Genomic DNA, 15,964 nt, shown 5'->3' on the forward strand with positions numbered 1-15,964 from the left:
GCAGTAAAGAACATTGCGTGATCTTATGTACACCATTTTGTGAGAGGAGAAATGTATGAAAAGAAAAAGAGTAGTGGGAAGAGTACTGTGTGCGATTATGGCAGCATCCATGGCATTATCCGGCGGGGGGATGGCTGCATTTGCGGACACTGCTTCAGAGCAGGTAGAGATAATGGAGGAGGAGACCGGCGAAGAGCTGGCCTCGCCCCCCACCATAACAAAAGCGTGTTATTATGATTCCGGTTCGGCTTGGGCTGTCAGCGGGGTTCAGTTTGAAGAACTGAAAGATTATTGGCAGGCTTATGTGCTGAAAATCACAAAAGTTGTGATTAACGGAGTGTCATACACCCAATTTCAGTGCAACCGGTCTGCGGCAGCTGGCTTTGCGGTTCCGGTAGACTCCATGGAGGATGGGAACAATGTAATTGTAATCAGCGCCGACGGCTATGAGGATACTACGATTATCGTAAATCGTGCCAACGGAGAATATTCTTTTGTATCCCAGCAGGAGGGCGCTTATGAGGAGGTGGTTGCCCGACCAACCATTTCCCCGGAAAGCCAAAAATTTGATTCCACGCAGGAAGTTACGATTGAAACCAAAACCGAGGGTGCGGAAATTTATTACACAACGGATGGAAGCACGCCTACGGTTGACAGCAAAAAATACACCGGATCCTTTACGGTTTCGGATATCACAACGGTAAAGGCCATTGCGGTTGTGGGAGAGGATATCAGTTTTGTTCAGACAGCGACCTATACGTTACGGCCTTTGAGTGAGCGAGAAGGCAATTATACAGCGACGGCTATTTTGTCTGACGGTATTTTTGCTACAGCAGATGATTCCGTTTTGTCGGATTTAGTGAAAGACACGGCGGATGTCACCGTAGTGGATAATGGAGACGGAACTTATAATTATGAAGTGATTCTCACGGTAGGAAAAGGAACGGTGTCAGATGGCTCTTTTACCAATTGGTCGGAATATGGAGAAAACGGCCAATGGTGCGGACAGGATATCTCAGAGTGGAAATACCGCTATAAATCTGACGTGTATGTGGAAAAAACAGCGGAGATTGTTTACGATAATAAGCTTGCGGGAATTCGAAAATTCAAGTTTGTATTTGAAGGATCCCTGCCGGATGGGCTGATGATGGAAATCGTTACGGGATTTTCCGATATTTTTGAACATCCTACGCCGCGGATTGCCATTGATGCAGATACTCTTGTGGTAAAGAGTGATGATCCGGATGCTTCCGAATTGGAAGCGACCATTCAGGGCGCAGAAGAGATTGATACTACAAAATATACCCAGAGTACGGTTGATGCATTTACCAAAGCTTTAAAAGAAGCAAAGACGACGGACCGGAATTATGAAGCAACCCAGGAAGAAATTGATGAAGCTACGGAGAATCTGGTTTCAGCCTATGAAGACTTGAACGAATTAGACGCACCGGAGTTTACCTATGGCGTCGGAAAATTTTCCGGAAGTAAAGAAGTAGAAATCACCTGCCGGGATGAAGAAGCAGATATTTATTACACTACGGATGGGAGCATTCCTACAAAAGAGAGCAATTTATATACCGGAGCTTTTGAAATTACAGAAACATCTACGGTAAAAGCAATTGCCATTTCAGGAGATTCCTCCAGTGAAGTATCTCAGGTAACCTATACTAAGAGAACCAGTGTACAAGAACTTGGCACCTATCTTATGAAGGTTTCCGTAAACAGCGGGGCAGATACTACAGGAGATGATTCTAAGGCGGCTTCCATCCTTCGGGATACGGCAAAAGTTGTGGTAAGAGAAGACGAAGTGGGAAACACCTATTACGACGTAACCTATTATGTTGTTTCAGGAACCATTGCTTTAACCATGGAAGAACTGAATGAAGCTGCCGCAAACGGATTTTCTGTCAGCAAAGTTACCTACGATAACGGAGTAGATGAAGAAATGAAGACCGCTGAGATTTCTTATGAAAATGAATTGGCAAAAGTTCGGGGATTTACCGTAACTTACCCCTACGAACTTCCGACAGAGCAGGGGCTTGTTGTTTCCATGAATACAACCGTGAATGGAGAGGCCTATAATCTTGACGGCTATGCATTATTCGATACATCCAGTATGGCAGTTGCTTTTGCAGTGACCCCGGCGGATACCACGGAGCTGGAAGAGACCATATCAGCGGCCCAGACCTACTATGACAATAATCGTTGGGGAGATCTTTGGTTTCTTGATTATTATCATATGGCCTATAAAGAATCCCAGGATACGACTTACAGCCAGGATTTGGCAAATGCCATATCGGCGGCCGACGAGGTTTTGGAAAAAGAATCCCTCAGTCAGGAGGAAGCAGATGAAGCTGCGGCAGAGCTTTTGGATGCATACCGCAAGACGGTTGCTTTGATCTTTGATTATGATGTATATCGAATTACACATGCCTACAACGGTAATGCGTGTGACATTAACACCTATTACATGAATAAAGCCGCCGCAGAATATGCTTCTTTGACAGATGGGGAAAAAACCTATATTACGGGCTACTACCTGCTTTTGGTTCAGCAGGCAACCTATAATCTTTCGGAAGCAACAGCCGATGCCGAGGCGAAAGAGGAAACTTTGAGTCAGGCACAAAGTGCCCTGGAGAAAGCCCAGACAGCTTATGATGCTCTGGAAGAAGATGCAACGGAAGAAGCAATTGCTACCGCCAAGGAATCAGTGGATGACGCAACGAAAGCTGTAGAGACAGCAACTACGGAAAAAGAGATTGCAGATGCGGTAGTGGCTCAAAGAACAGCGGAGTTAAATGAGGCAAATGCAAAGCAGGCGCTGTATGAAGCGAAGACGACCAAGAAAGCAGCCGAAGCGGCACAAGAAGAAGCTGAGGCAGCGAAGGAAACGGCTGAAGAACTGGCCAAAGCGGCCCAGAAAAAAGCTGAGGCAGCAGAGCTTGCGCAAAAAGAAGCACAAGAACAGGCGGAAATGGCCCGGGAGGCACAAGAAGAAGCAGAGAAGGTAGCAAAAGAAGCTGAAGAAAAAGCTGAGGCGGCACAAGAGGAGCTAAAAGAGGCTGAGGAAAAACTAAAAGAAGCACAAGAAGCTTTGAAGGAACTGCAGGAATCCCAAAATACTAAAGAAGACCAGACAACCACAACTACGCCGAATGTTGGAACGGATACTAAGACAAAAAAGGAAACATCCAAGGTTGTAAAGGGAGTCACCTATAAGATTTCCGGTTCGTCGGCTGTTGTAACGAAAGTTTCCAGCTCTCAGTCTTCCGTGACAATTGCAGATACGGTAACCATTGGAGGCAAGACGTATAAAGTAACAAAAATTTCCGACAAGGTATTTGTGGGGAATAAGAAAATAAAGAGCATTACCATTGGAAAGAATATTTCATCCATCGGTAAGCAGACGTTTAAAGGCGCTTCAAAATTAAAGAGTGTAACCATTAAGGGAAATTCTCTTACCTCTATTGGGAAAAAGGCCTTCAAGGGCGTAAACAAAAAGGTGATATTTAAAGTGCCGTCCAAATCTTTGAAAAAATATAAAAAGATGATAAAAAAAGCAGGAGCGCCTGCCAAAGCTTCCTATAAAAACCTATAAGGAAAGCATACAGTACTAACTTCCGTCTTGACAAACTAACTCTATGCGTGCTAACCTTTCGGTTGAGGAGAATATAAAGAGAATTATGTCAGCGGAATATGATGTATTGCAACTTAGAATTTTATTATGGTTTTTGAATTCGCCTCCGGAAGAGTGCAATGTAACAGCCTTATCCAAAGGGTTGAACCGGGAGAAGTATCAGATTTCCCGTATGATGCAGCAACTGGAGAAGGAGGGGCTGGTGAACCGTGAGGATCCAAGGCACCCATATCTGACCCCGGAGGGGAAGGCGAAGGGTGAATATTACAAAGAGCGCATGGATCTTACGGTTTCTCATCTGGTTTATGAGGGTGTGGATTTAGAGCATGCCAGAACCGATGCCTATTATTGGGCTTTGTACAATTCGGACGAGACCATGCAGGTCATTCGTGCCATGGATGAGAAATGCCGGGTGAAGACGTATTTTCGTGACCGGGAGAAATTCAGCGGTGCGGAATTGGCAAAAGAGATTCAATCAGGAATCTGGCAGTTGCAGTTTATTATTAACCGGGAGTACGGCAAGGCCGGAAGGACGGTTTCCATGAGCAATAAAGCCTTTGAGCATCCTTGCGTTATGGCAGTGGTAGATGGGGTAGGAACCGTGCAGCTTCATTCGGTTCCCATCCGCGCCTTTTCGCCATTGTCCAATTCCTTGCTGGAAGGAAAGGCAAAGAACGTAAAGTATTTTCAGGATGGCATGTTCCATCAGGCGGAGTTTGGATCGGATGTTGTAGTGATCCCTTTGGAGGCATTTTCCTTCTATTCTAACGGGAAAGGGAACAATCAGGTGATTTACGGAAGTTTGATGCTGAAATTTCAGGCTTCCGTTGGAAAAGTTCATATGCCGGAGTCGAAAGCAATTTTGACTCTGGTTCTATAGAAAAAGCTCCGGAGGGAAACCGGGGCTTTTTTCATAAAAAAGCAAATATTAGTTGCATGTGTGCAACTATGGGAAAAAGGGAAAGTCATGAGTAAAAAAGCGGAATTATAGGCTGAAAACAAGATGTCGGCAAGGAATTGTTGCGAGATTGCAACAATATAATCCTATGTAAGTTCTTTAAATTATGTTACTCTCAATCTCGGTAGATAAGACTACTTGTTATTAACTTCATGAAACAGGAAAGAGAGTGTGGAAAAAATGAGGAGATTAAAATATTTAGCCTTAATGGCACTTATGTCAGTTACAGTTGTTGGAACCGGAGGACAGGCGGTTACTGTTTTAGGCGGAGAAACTGCAGCAGTAGTGGACTCCCAAGAGACGGCCGAAACCTATTCCTTCGGAACGGAGAATACGCAGCTTGCACCGGGAAGCTATCAGGTTTCTACGCGGTTTTTAAATGCAAGTAAAACAGATGGAACAGAAGCAGATTATTTTACCAATGATGACTATCTGTCCGGAATTTCTGACAGCATATTAGATACGGCAACCGTTGTTGTTGATGAAGACGGAACGGCAAAGGTTTATGTATTTTTAAACCAAAGTTATACTTACACCAATACGGCATATAACGTTAGCATATCCGGGCTTTTTACAGATTCCATGTCTGTAAATAAAGATTTTACAAATGTTTCTGCCACTGAAGCCACAAACGTGGAAGAGTGTACAGTAGAAGAAACGAAGGAATATACCAGTCAGTCAACCGACGAGGATGGGAATGAGACAGAAACGGTAACGGAATATCCGACGGTTGTCAGCTTCACCTTAACAGAGGATATGGCATCTCATAATGGTGTTTATGCTTATTCGGTTTCCAGCGGCAGAGCGAGCACGGTATTGCTTGCATTTGATTGGGCAAATGCCCAGAGCGTTACCTACGGAACAAATGCCACGCAGCTCAATCCGGGAAATTATACGGTGCCGGTATCCCTGATGAAAGCAGATGATACAAGCGCAACGTCCATGTCGAATGGAGTAATCGGCGGAGATGCAAGTCTGACGATCGGTTACGACAACAGCGCAACGCTGACCATTCCGATTCAGGGATTGACTTATATGGGAATTACCGCATATTCTTCCGATTGGAAAATTTACGCCGGAGATACCTCAACAGAGACGACAGATGCGCAGTACACCGTAGATGAAGACGGAAATGTAAATTCCATCACATTTTCTGTGCCGGATATTACTGCGGATGGGGTTTATGTCAGTATGACCGCCATGAGCCGTACGAATAATGTTTATCTTGCGATTGATTGGGAAAATGCCGCTATAGCAACTTCGTCAACCGAAGATTTGGATGCGACAAATCTTGGTACTTCTTCTTTATCGGCTGCGATCACGGCGGCTTCGGCCTTAAAAGAAACAGATTATACGGTGGCCAGTTATAAGAAATTAACTGCGGCTATTGCTACGGCAAAGAGCGCTCTTTCGACGGTTTCTACCGAAGATGAAGTTACGGCAGCAGTGGATGCCTTAAATGCAGCAGTAAAGGCGTTGGTAAAAGCAGGGGATGCAAGTTCTTTAAAGTCCCTTGTAAAAACAGCAAACGCTCTTAGTTCTTCGACCTTTACCTCATCCAGCTGGAAGAAGGTAAAAAGTGCAGTATCAAAAGCGCAAACAAATATTGATAACAGAGCTTCCGCAACAGATCTTGCTTCCTCCAAGACGACATTGAACAACGCGCTGAAGGCCCTTGAGACGAAGAAGGTTACCAAAGTGACGGCTAAGAATACCGCAGCAAAAAAAGCAACGGTTCGGTGGAAAAAGGTAAGTGGAGCAACGGGATATTATGTATATCGTTCTACGAAGAAGAGCAGCGGATATAAGAAAGTGGCAACGGTAACTTCCGCTGTAAAATATACAGACAAAAAGCTTTCAAAGAAAACGTATTATTACAAGATTGTTGCTTACAAAACCGTAAACAAAATCAAGGTAAAGGGAAGCAAATCGGCAAGCGCAAAAGTTAAGATCAAAAAATAGTGACACTAAAATAAAAGAGGGAAGGGAGCGTTGTATAAGGTGAAGGGTATGAAAAACCTTAAAAAATGGATTCTGGGAATTATTTGTCTTAACCTGTGCCTTTTTTTGTCAGGGCAGGCGAATGTAACAGGTTTTAGCGCAGCGACGGAAGAGACCTCCGTTTATTATGCAGTATCCGGCACATTGTATCAGGCATCTTCTAATGCAGAATCCATGGCAAACAGTGCCATAAAACAACTTTATATCGAAGAAGCTTCGGATGGCGCCATGTATCTTCGAATCACCTTACAGCCGGTGGAGGCCATGGGGATGAGCGGATATTTGGGATGGCTGAAATATTATGAAGATTATGATACCGATACCGCCCCCTCTGCATCGGCTGCCTTAACTGCAGCCGATGTCCTTTCTAAGTACAGCGTTTTTGACAGTTATAACAATGCCTCTTCGGGAAGCGATTCTCAGATGAAAGGCAAGAGTTATCCCAAGGTGGTCAAAATACCTGTTGATAAGAATCAAAGCAGGTATTGGATGCAGGTCTATGTTCCTTTAATGGAAGGAATCAGCGCCGGATCCGGCACCCAGACAGTACGCCTGGTATTGGATTATTCCACCATGGAAGAGGTAAGCCTGCAGGAAGTAAAAGCAGCGGAAGGAACGAATGAGACATCTTCGGAAGAAACTTCCGATAAGGCCGGCTCGACCTTAGGCAGCAATGCATCTTCTTCAAAAACGGACAGCAGCGGAAAAACCGGAAAAAGCAAAACTTCCGATCTGGATATTGCCACATTGGAGGATGGAACCTATTACCTGTCCGGAGAAATGCTGAAGGTGGATAAAAGCACTACGTCCATGGCGAATTCCGCCATTAATCCGATTATCAAGCTTACGGTAAAAAAAGGAAAATACACCGTAACCGTAAATTTTAAGGGCATGAGCGTAGGAAGTGGCAGCGGATATCTGGGAAAGATCAAATATTATACCAATGCTTATAAGGCCTCGTCCACTCAAATTACAGGAACGACCCATGAGGCAACGGTAAAATCCTACCAGAAGAATTCCGATGGAACCAAGGTTTCCGACAGTTATGGAACCGATTATCCCAAACAGGTAACCTTCCCCCTGATAAAAAAAGCAATCAAAAATGGCGGGTATGTGCCTTTACAGGTTTATGTGCCGGTGATGGAAGCAATTTCCGCCGGAAGCGGAACCCAAAATGTTTATTTAAAACTGGATTATTCTACATTAGCCAAGAAAAAATCTTCGGTAGATACCACTTCATCTTCCGCAAGTGAAAACAGTGAGGCTGCGGACACAACTACCGGTTCCGGATCGTCCCAGGGAAGCTCCCTTGCCGAGGCAGGGACTTTGACGGTGGAGGAAGACGGTGATGAGGAGGAAGGCAAAGAAGAAATTCTTTCCGTAACAGAATTTTCTAAGAGCCGGGAAGACAGCGGGGAAAGTGCAGTAAGTACAACAGCCGTATCCGCCGAGACCAAAGAGTTAGAGCCACCTCTTAGAAAATACGGAATTCCGGGGATTATAGTGATTGCGTTTTTGGCAGGGCATGGTATTTTCCGGTATCGTGCACGTATGAGGCGCTTACAATAAAGAAAAAGAGTAGGAGAAAACTATTGTTTGGCAAGATAAATCAAAAGACAATTCTTATATGGGCCGTCGGTCTTTGTATGGTGGGAATGTTTTTGCTGCGTCCGCTGCCGGCTTTGGCAGCTGCAGGAACGGTTTATACCGTAGATGTGGTAAGAAGCTATTCTCATCCCGTAACCGGTGAAATCGAAGATGCCGGAGGAGAATCCGGCGCAGCCACCGGTCAGGGCATGGTTGAGGGCGTTGTAAAATCCACCGGTATTATGGAAATTACAGATTCCGGATCTTATTACATTACAGTGGAACTTAGTCTGATTGATGAAACCTCAGACCAGAAATTTCAGGTGCAGAAACAAGGAGACACTTCCTGGAGTAATCCGGAACTGGGAATTACCGGAACCGGAAGCGACTCCAATGGGACGACGGATTATGTATGCATTAAACTTCCTTCCAAAGATGGAATCGTCCGTTGTTCCATGTACGTAGAGCAAATGGGCCGGGAAGTTGTTTTTTATTTTTATGCCGAAAATTTAACGGAAGGAAATTCTACCGGTTTGCCTGCAACCTTGGTGACAACAGCTTCCAAAAGTGATGCTGAGGACGAGGAGAAAGAGGATACCTCAGAGGAAGAACTTACAGAAACTGCCGGAGATACCTCAGAGGAAGAACTTACGGAATCTGCCGGAGATACCTCCGAAAATCAGGGCTTAACCCTTTCAACGGAGAGGGAAGTTTCCGATACCGAAGAGGACGATGCAGGGGGAGGAAACAGAAGTTTTGCAGAGCAATTGGCGCTGAATATTATTTCCGGTGTAGTTGTGGGGCTCATTTTGCTTTTTGCAGCCGCCGGCATTGTTTATTTGTTTTTGAAAAAAAGGAAAGAATGGTTTTATGATGCCTTTGACGATCCGGATTGGGAAGATGAGGACAAAGACCATGAGTAAAGGAAACATAAAAGTGGCAGGACTTGTGCTGGGAATGGTTTTCCTTACGGCTTGCTCCGGAAAGTCCGGGCAAAAGGTTTCCACCGCAGAAGAAATTTCGATAACAACGGCAGAGGAATCCGGAGACTACTCCGAAGGGGTTAAGCTGGCCAAAGAAAAAGTGGAGGAAAAAGACGGCGAGGTAAATATCATTTCCACTTCTCCGGCGGTTACGGAAATTTGCGAGAAATTAAATCTTTCTCTTGTGGGAGTGGCGGAGTCCTCTCTCTATGAAATCCCGGAAGTTTATGAGGATGTAACAACCGTGGGAACTTCCATGAGTCCGGATATGGAAATAATTGGTTCTTTGAACCCGGATTGGATTTTAAGTCCCCTTTCTTTGCAAAGCGATTTGGAGCCAAAGTATGAGGAACTGGATACGGATTGGGCTTTTGTTAACGTAAACAGTCTTCAGGGCATGTATACCTCAATTTTGGAGCTGGGATATATTTTCGACCGGGAAAAAGAAGCAGAGGCTCTGGTAAAAGATTATGAGGATTTTCTGGAATCCTATCAGGCGAAAAACGATGACGAGGAAAGTCCAAAAGTGTTGATTTTAATGGGGCTTCCAGGCTCTTATGTAATTGCAACCCCGGAGTCTTATGTAGGAAATCTGGTAGAGATCGCCGGGGGCGAGAATGTTTATGAAGGGGAAGAAGATGCCTTTATCAGCGTAAATACCGAAGATATGAAAACAAAAGAGCCGGATGTGATTTTGCTGGCGGCTCATGCTCTTCCCGATGAGGTGAGCGAAATGTTTGAAGAGGAATTTGCCACCAATGATATATGGCAGCATTTTGAGGCGGTGCAAAATAATCAGGTTTATGAATTGACCTATGATTATTTTGGCATGAGTGCGAATTTTGAATATCAAAATGCGTTAGAAGAACTGCAAGGATATCTGTACTCTAATGAGGAATAAAGGAAGGAAAAGGCAAATGGAAGGAAATTCCGTAAGGATTGAGAGAAAGGACTATGAAACACAAAGGAAAAAAGCTGCAAGATCCGCTCTTGCTTTTGCGCTGTTGGCACTGATGCTGGTAGCTCTTGTTTTTGCGTCGGCAAATATCGGAAGCCTTAGGGTCGGGGTCGGCCAAATGTTTCGAGGCCTTTTTTTAGAATATGACGCAGATGTCTATACCATATTTGACCTTCGTTTTCCACGCATTGCGATTTCATTGCTGGCAGGTGCGGCATTTTCCGTGGCCGGCGTTTTGTTTCAGGCGGTTTTGAAAAATCCTCTGGCAGATCCGGGAATTATTGGGATTTCCGGAGGAGCCGGCTGTTTTTCCATATTGCTTTTATGTGTGGCGCCGGGAATGTATGCCTTTTCTCCTTTGTTTGCCTGCCTGGGAGGCGTGGTTGCTTTTGCGCTGGTTTATGCCTTGTCCTGGAAGGGCGGCTTAAGCCCTTTGCGGATTATTCTGGTGGGAATTGCAATTGACGCATTTTTTACCGGACTGGTAAATGCAGTAGATGATATCAGCGGTTCTTCTTCTTCCGTAGCATCCATTGTGGAAGGGAATATTACTCAAATGAGCTGGGATGATGCAAAGACCTTGGCACCTTATGTTATTATCGGGCTGATTTCGGCAAGTATTGTATCGGGGCGCTGTAACTTACTGGCTCTGGAAGATAAAACGGCTAGAGGATTGGGGATGAATGTTTATCGCCAGCGGCTGATTATTTCCTTTATTGCAGTAATCCTGGCAAGTATTTCTACGGCAGTGGTGGGATCCATCAGCTTTTTGGGACTGATCGTGCCTCACCTTGGAAGGCTTTTGGTAGGGTCCGAACACGGCAAACTGATTCCTTTTTCCATGATGCTGGGCGCTTTTATTTTTTTGGGAGCGGATACCATTGGGCGAAGCATTGCCTATCCCTATGAAATCAGTGCATCCGTTATTATGTGCATTGTGGGCGGCCCCTTCTTTGTATTTATGTTAAGGAGGTCAAACAGTTATGGAAAATAAAAGAATTCACCGGCCGGAAATGGAAGTTCGGGATTTGTGTTTTGCTTACGGAAAAAACCGTGTTTTAAAAGGGATTAACCTTCAAGTTGAAAAAGGAAAGATTACAACCATTATGGGGGCTAACGGTTGCGGCAAATCCACCCTTTTTAATGTGATGACAAAAAATCTTGTGCCTATGGGAGGACAGGTTTTTCTCCGGGGGAAAAACATATGGAATCTGGGACAAAAAGAATATGCAAGGCAGGTAGCTATTGTGCACCAGCACAACACCGCGCCCGGGGATATGACAGTGCGGGAGCTGATTCGTTTGGGGCGAACCCCTTATAAAGAGATTTTCCACGGACATAAGCATTGCAAAATGCCGGAGGAAAACATGGACGAAGATTATGTGGACTGGGCCATGAAGGTTACCGGAGTGGATGAACTTAAGGATCGGGAAATGGCAAGACTTTCCGGGGGACAGCGCCAAAGAGTATGGATTGCCATGGCGCTGGCTCAGGATACCAAAATTTTATTTTTGGATGAGCCAACCACCTATCTGGATATTCGTTATCAGATTGAAATTCTGGAATTGGTGCAAAAACTGAATCGGAATTACGGCATTACCATTATTATGGTGCTTCATGATATTAACCAGGCCATTGCATTTTCCCATTGCATCATTGGGTTAAAGAACGGAAAAGTTCAGGTCTGCGGTTTGCCAAAGGACGTTATTACAAAAGAAAACTTAAAATCTTTATATGGAATTTCCCTTTCGGTAACGGAAGAGGGAGGAGAAAAGGTTGTAGTGGTTTCTCGGCGGGACGGGGAGACTCCTAGGAACAAAGAAGTGATTGCAAGGCCCCGGGCTTTCGGACAGAAAAAAGAAGCAGAGGAAGAAAAGAAAAAAAGTCCAAAGAACAAAAGAAAGAAATCCCGAAGTAAAGTTGTCAGAGCTCTTTGGGCAGCTTTGGGATGTGTGTGTCTGACTTTGGGAACGGTTGGCGTGGTTCTTCCCATACTTCCTACTGTACCTTTTTACCTGGTGACTATTTTTTGCTTTGCCAAAAGTTCCGACCGCTTATACCAATGGTTCACCGATACAAAGCTGTATCATAAGCATCTGGAAAATTTTGTAAAGCATCGGGCAATGACAGTGAAAACCAAGGCTGCGATTATGATCAGTGTAACTGCGGTTATGGCTTTTGGTTTTATTATGATGCATTCCGTTCCCATAGGCCGGATTATTCTGGCCTGCGTCTGGGTAATGCATTTGATCATATTTTTGTTTGTGATCAAAACGATTTCCCGGGAAGAGGAAGAGCGGCTTAAGAAAATTGACGGGAAAAACGACATAGGAGAATCTGTGAATTATGATTAAAAAACGACTGATCAAACTCTTATCCCATGCAAAAAAATATATTGTGTACCAGGTTCTTTTTCAGTGGCTGGCTTTGCTTTGCCAGGTGCTTATTGTTGCAAAAATTGCGGGAATCATAAAAGATCTTTTTGAAAAAAATTTAGATATCCCGGGGACTCGGGGAGCGGCAATTATTATTCTGGCTGCTGTGGCGGCAAGGTTTGTCTGTGACTATTTGTCCGGGAAGGCTTCCTTTGGAGCCTCTGCAGATGTGAAGCAGATTTTGCGGGTGAAGATCCACGAAAAGCTTCTTCGCCTGGGAGCATCCTACCGGGAGAAGATTTCTTCGGCAGAATTGGTACAAATGTCAGTGGAAGGCGTAGAGCAGCTGGAAATTTATTTCGGGAAATATTTATCCCAGTTTATTTACTCCATGATTGCCCCCATAACCTTGTTTGTGATTTTGTTTCCGGTTAATGCTCCTGCTTCCCTTGTGCTTTTGGTTTGCGTTCCTTTGATTCCGGCGGCGATTGTTGCGGTGCAAAAGATTGCTAAACGGCTTTTAAGTAAATATTGGGGGATTTATACGCAGCTGGGGGATTCTTTTTTGGAGAATCTTCAGGGACTTACTACCCTTAAAATTTATGAGGCAGACGGAGAAAAATCCAGGGCGATGGATGAAGAGTCCGAGAGGTTTCGCCGAATTACCATGAAAGTTTTGACCATGCAGCTTAATTCCATCAGTGTTATGGATATTGTAGCTTATGGCGGTGCGGCTTTGGGGATGATCGTTGCACTGTTTCAGTTCGCCGGAGGCGGAGTGGATTTGAAAGGAGTGATTATGATTATCCTGCTGGCGTCGGAGTTTTTTATTCCACTTCGCCTGCTGGGCTCCTTTTTTCATATTGCCATGAACGGAATGGCGGCTTCCGACAAAATTTTTGATTTTTTGGATCTTCCGGAGCCAAAACAGGGAGGCAAAAGACTTCCCAAAAGAGCCTTTGATATTTCTTTGGAGCAGGTCTCCTTTGGCTATCAGGAGGAACGCCTTATTTTGCAGGATGTGTCCATGGAGATTCCTTCCGGCTCTTTTGTATCGGTGGTAGGACTTTCCGGTTCCGGTAAAAGTACTATTGCCGGGATATTAATGGGAAGAAACAGAGGCTTTAAGGGAAAGATTCATTTTGGAGATATTTCCCTTAAAGAAATTGAAGAAGAAAGTCTGATGGAGCAGGTGACTTTGGTAAAACACGACAGTTATTTGTTTGGCGGCACGATTCGGGAGAATCTATTGCTGGGGAATCCAAAGGCTACGGAAAAAGAGATGGAAAGGGTGCTGTGGCAGGTAAATCTTTTGGGATTTGTCCAGGAACAAAAGGGGCTGGATACCATTCTTTTGGAAAGCGGGTCCAATCTTTCCGGCGGACAGCGCCAGCGTCTGTCTTTGGCCCGGGCTTTGCTTCATGATTCGCCGGTATACATTTTTGATGAGGCTACTTCTAATATCGATATGGAAAGTGAAGCTTTAATTATGAAAGTGATTTATTCTCTGGCAAAGACAAAAACCGTATTCATGATTTCTCACCGGCTGGCAAATGTTACCGGCTCCGACTGCATTTATATGCTAAAAGACGGCAGGGTATCAGAATGTGGAACCCATGAGGAATTAATGGGGCAGGGAAAAGCGTATGCAAAATTATTCATGGAACAAAAAGCTCTGGAGGAATATGGGCTCCGGGAGGGAGGAAATTTGCGTGAATCAAAATAAAAAAAGGCAAAATGGTTTTTTCATTATGCTGCAGCTGATTGGTCTGGTAAAACCGTTAATCGGAATTATGATTTTGGCGGTTGTACTGGGAGTTTTGGGGTATTTGTGCGCAATCTTCCTGACGGTAATCTCTTCCGGAGAGGTTATTTTGCTGTTGGCAAAAGCAGGCGTTATCGCAACCGGAGGCTTTTGGTTTTCCTTAAAAAGCGGAGCAGTCCTTTTGATTATTATGGCAATTGCAAGGGGGATTTTTCATTATGGAGAACAGTATTGCAATCATTTCATTGCCTTTAAACTGCTGGCAAAAATCCGGCACCAGGTCTTTGAAACTTTGCGAAAACTGTGCCCTGCAAAGTTGGAGGGCAGGGAAAAAGGGAACCTGATTTCCCTGATAACTTCTGATGTGGAATTGCTGGAGGTGTTTTATGCTCATACCATCTCCCCCATTGCCATTGCAATTATCGTAAGCCTGGTTATGGTGGTGTTTTTGGGACACATCTGTCTTGCGGCCGGATGGGTGGCTCTTGTTTCCTATCTGCTCATCGGCCTGGTTCTTCCCATTGCTTTGGGAAAGACAGGGGCTTCCCCTGGGGTGGAGTACCGGAAAGAATTCGGCAGCCTGAACAGTTTTGTTTTGGATTGTTTGTATGGCCTGGATGAAACCATTCAATATGAAGGAGGCGTCAAAAGAACCCGGGAAATTATAAGCAGATCCCAATCCCTTGGAGAAAAGCAAAAACATTTAAATCACATGGAAAGTTTGCAAAAAGGTCTGACCAATCTTTTGGTTTTAGTCTGTTCCGTGGCAATGCTTTTGCTTATGACCGGACAATATCGGGCAGGGACAGCAGAGGCTTCCATGGTGTTTATGGCGACCATAGCCCTTATGGGCTCCTTTGGTCCGGTGATTGCTCTGTCCAATCTTTCCAATAATTTGAATCAGACGCTGGCATGTGGACAGCGGATTTTGGATCTTTTGAAGGAAGAACCTCTGGTAGAAGAAGTGCCCGGGGAAAAGAAGGTGCAATTTTCCGATGCAAAAGTTGAGAATGTTACATTTTCCTACGAAGAGGAGGAGATCTTAAAGAATTTTTCCATGCAGATCAATGGGGGAAGCATTGTAGGAATTCACGGTCCCAGCGGCTGTGGAAAGTCTACGATTCTGAAACTTTTAATGCGGTTTTGGGATGTGGATCGGGGACGGATTTTTATGGGAAAAGATTCGATTCGTCATCTTCCGTCTAAGAGCCTTCGGGGAATGGAAAGTTATGTTACCCAGGAAACTTTTTTGTTTCACGATACCATTGCCAATAATATCGGAATTGGTAAATTGGGGGCAACCCGTGAGGAAATTATTGAGGCTGCCAGGGCGGCTTCCCTTCATGATGCCATTGTGTCTTTCCCGGAGGGATACGATACCATGGTGGGAGAAAATGGCGACACCCTTTCCGGTGGAGAACGTCAGCGAATCGGAATTGCCAGGGCTTTTTTAAGTGATCGGGACTTTTTGCTTCTGGATGAGCCAACTTCCAATCTGGATGCTTTAAATGAGGGAATTATATTAAAAAGTCTGAAGGAACACTGTCTGGATAAAACCATTCTTTTGGTATCCCACAGACGCTCTACCCTGCAAATCGCTGATGAAGTGGTAGAGATGAACCGGGGAAGAGGAACTTGAAAGTAAAGACCACCGGGTGTAGCAATAAAGTAATGAAGAAAATTACAGTTTATTGGAAATG

The 15,964-nt window shown here is 44.6% G+C and carries 10 protein-coding genes; all 10 read left to right on the plus strand.

Annotated elements, in window-relative coordinates; translation table 11 throughout:
* Positions 1 to 55 precede the first annotated feature (55 nt).
* The gene (locus BLS20_RS01020) at positions 56 to 3,598 is read left to right on the plus strand and encodes a chitobiase/beta-hexosaminidase C-terminal domain-containing protein (protein ID WP_090171156.1); all 3,543 of its coding nucleotides are present in this window, start codon (positions 56 to 58) and stop codon (positions 3,596 to 3,598) included.
* Positions 3,599 to 3,683: 85 nt separating this feature from the next.
* The gene (locus tag BLS20_RS01025) at positions 3,684 to 4,517 is read left to right on the plus strand and encodes a helix-turn-helix domain-containing protein (protein ID WP_090171159.1); all 834 of its coding nucleotides are present in this window, start codon (positions 3,684 to 3,686) and stop codon (positions 4,515 to 4,517) included.
* 258 nt (positions 4,518 to 4,775) lie between these two features.
* The gene (locus BLS20_RS01030; RefSeq protein ID WP_143010206.1) at positions 4,776 to 6,557 is read left to right on the plus strand and encodes a hypothetical protein; all 1,782 of its coding nucleotides are present in this window, start codon (positions 4,776 to 4,778) and stop codon (positions 6,555 to 6,557) included.
* A gap of 48 nt (positions 6,558 to 6,605) precedes the next feature.
* Positions 6,606 to 8,165 carry an NEAT domain-containing protein gene (locus BLS20_RS01035; protein WP_143010207.1) on the plus strand — a complete coding sequence of 520 codons (1,560 nt, stop codon included), beginning with the start codon at positions 6,606 to 6,608 and terminating at the stop codon, positions 8,163 to 8,165.
* 23 nt (positions 8,166 to 8,188) lie between these two features.
* Positions 8,189 to 9,106, plus strand: a complete 918-nt coding sequence (locus BLS20_RS01040) for a heme-binding Shp domain-containing protein (RefSeq protein ID WP_242870499.1) — start codon at positions 8,189 to 8,191, stop codon at positions 9,104 to 9,106.
* On the plus strand, positions 9,099 to 10,067 hold the full coding sequence (gene isdE / locus BLS20_RS01045; RefSeq protein WP_242870500.1) for a heme ABC transporter substrate-binding protein IsdE: 969 nt from the start codon (positions 9,099 to 9,101) through the stop codon (positions 10,065 to 10,067). Before BLS20_RS01040 ends, isdE begins: the two co-directional genes overlap by 8 nt.
* 16 nt (positions 10,068 to 10,083) lie before the next feature.
* Positions 10,084 to 11,118 (plus strand): FecCD family ABC transporter permease, encoded by a 1,035-nt coding sequence (locus tag BLS20_RS01050; RefSeq protein WP_090171171.1) that lies wholly within the window; start codon positions 10,084 to 10,086, stop codon positions 11,116 to 11,118.
* Positions 11,108 to 12,478 carry a DUF454 family protein gene (locus tag BLS20_RS14050; RefSeq protein ID WP_176762224.1) on the plus strand — a complete coding sequence of 457 codons (1,371 nt, stop codon included), beginning with the start codon at positions 11,108 to 11,110 and terminating at the stop codon, positions 12,476 to 12,478. Before BLS20_RS01050 ends, BLS20_RS14050 begins: the two co-directional genes overlap by 11 nt.
* The gene (locus tag BLS20_RS01060) at positions 12,471 to 14,225 is read left to right on the plus strand and encodes an ABC transporter ATP-binding protein/permease (RefSeq protein WP_090171174.1); all 1,755 of its coding nucleotides are present in this window, start codon (positions 12,471 to 12,473) and stop codon (positions 14,223 to 14,225) included. The genes BLS20_RS14050 and BLS20_RS01060 overlap by 8 nt, the downstream gene beginning before the upstream one ends.
* Complete coding sequence (locus tag BLS20_RS01065) at positions 14,212 to 15,903, plus strand: amino acid ABC transporter ATP-binding/permease protein (RefSeq protein ID WP_479723605.1); 1,692 nt, start codon at positions 14,212 to 14,214, stop codon at positions 15,901 to 15,903. The genes BLS20_RS01060 and BLS20_RS01065 overlap by 14 nt, the downstream gene beginning before the upstream one ends.
* The last annotated feature ends 61 nt before the right edge of the window (positions 15,904 to 15,964 follow it).

Source organism: Eubacterium oxidoreducens (assembly GCF_900104415.1).
Lineage (GTDB): Bacteria > Bacillota > Clostridia > Lachnospirales > Lachnospiraceae > Eubacterium_C > Eubacterium_C oxidoreducens.

Coding starts and splice junctions, on each gene's coding strand:
- isdE (WP_242870500.1), top strand. CDS start 9,099: ATGAGTAAAGGAAACATAAAAGTGGCAGGACTTGTGCTGGGAATGGTT.
- BLS20_RS01035 (WP_143010207.1), top strand. CDS start 6,606: ATGAAAAACCTTAAAAAATGGATTCTGGGAATTATTTGTCTTAACCTG.
- BLS20_RS14050 (WP_176762224.1), top strand. CDS start 11,108: ATGGAAAATAAAAGAATTCACCGGCCGGAAATGGAAGTTCGGGATTTG.
- BLS20_RS01050 (WP_090171171.1), top strand. CDS start 10,084: ATGGAAGGAAATTCCGTAAGGATTGAGAGAAAGGACTATGAAACACAA.
- BLS20_RS01025 (WP_090171159.1), top strand. CDS start 3,684: ATGTCAGCGGAATATGATGTATTGCAACTTAGAATTTTATTATGGTTT.
- BLS20_RS01020 (WP_090171156.1), top strand. CDS start 56: ATGAAAAGAAAAAGAGTAGTGGGAAGAGTACTGTGTGCGATTATGGCA.
- BLS20_RS01030 (WP_143010206.1), top strand. CDS start 4,776: ATGAGGAGATTAAAATATTTAGCCTTAATGGCACTTATGTCAGTTACA.
- BLS20_RS01060 (WP_090171174.1), top strand. CDS start 12,471: ATGATTAAAAAACGACTGATCAAACTCTTATCCCATGCAAAAAAATAT.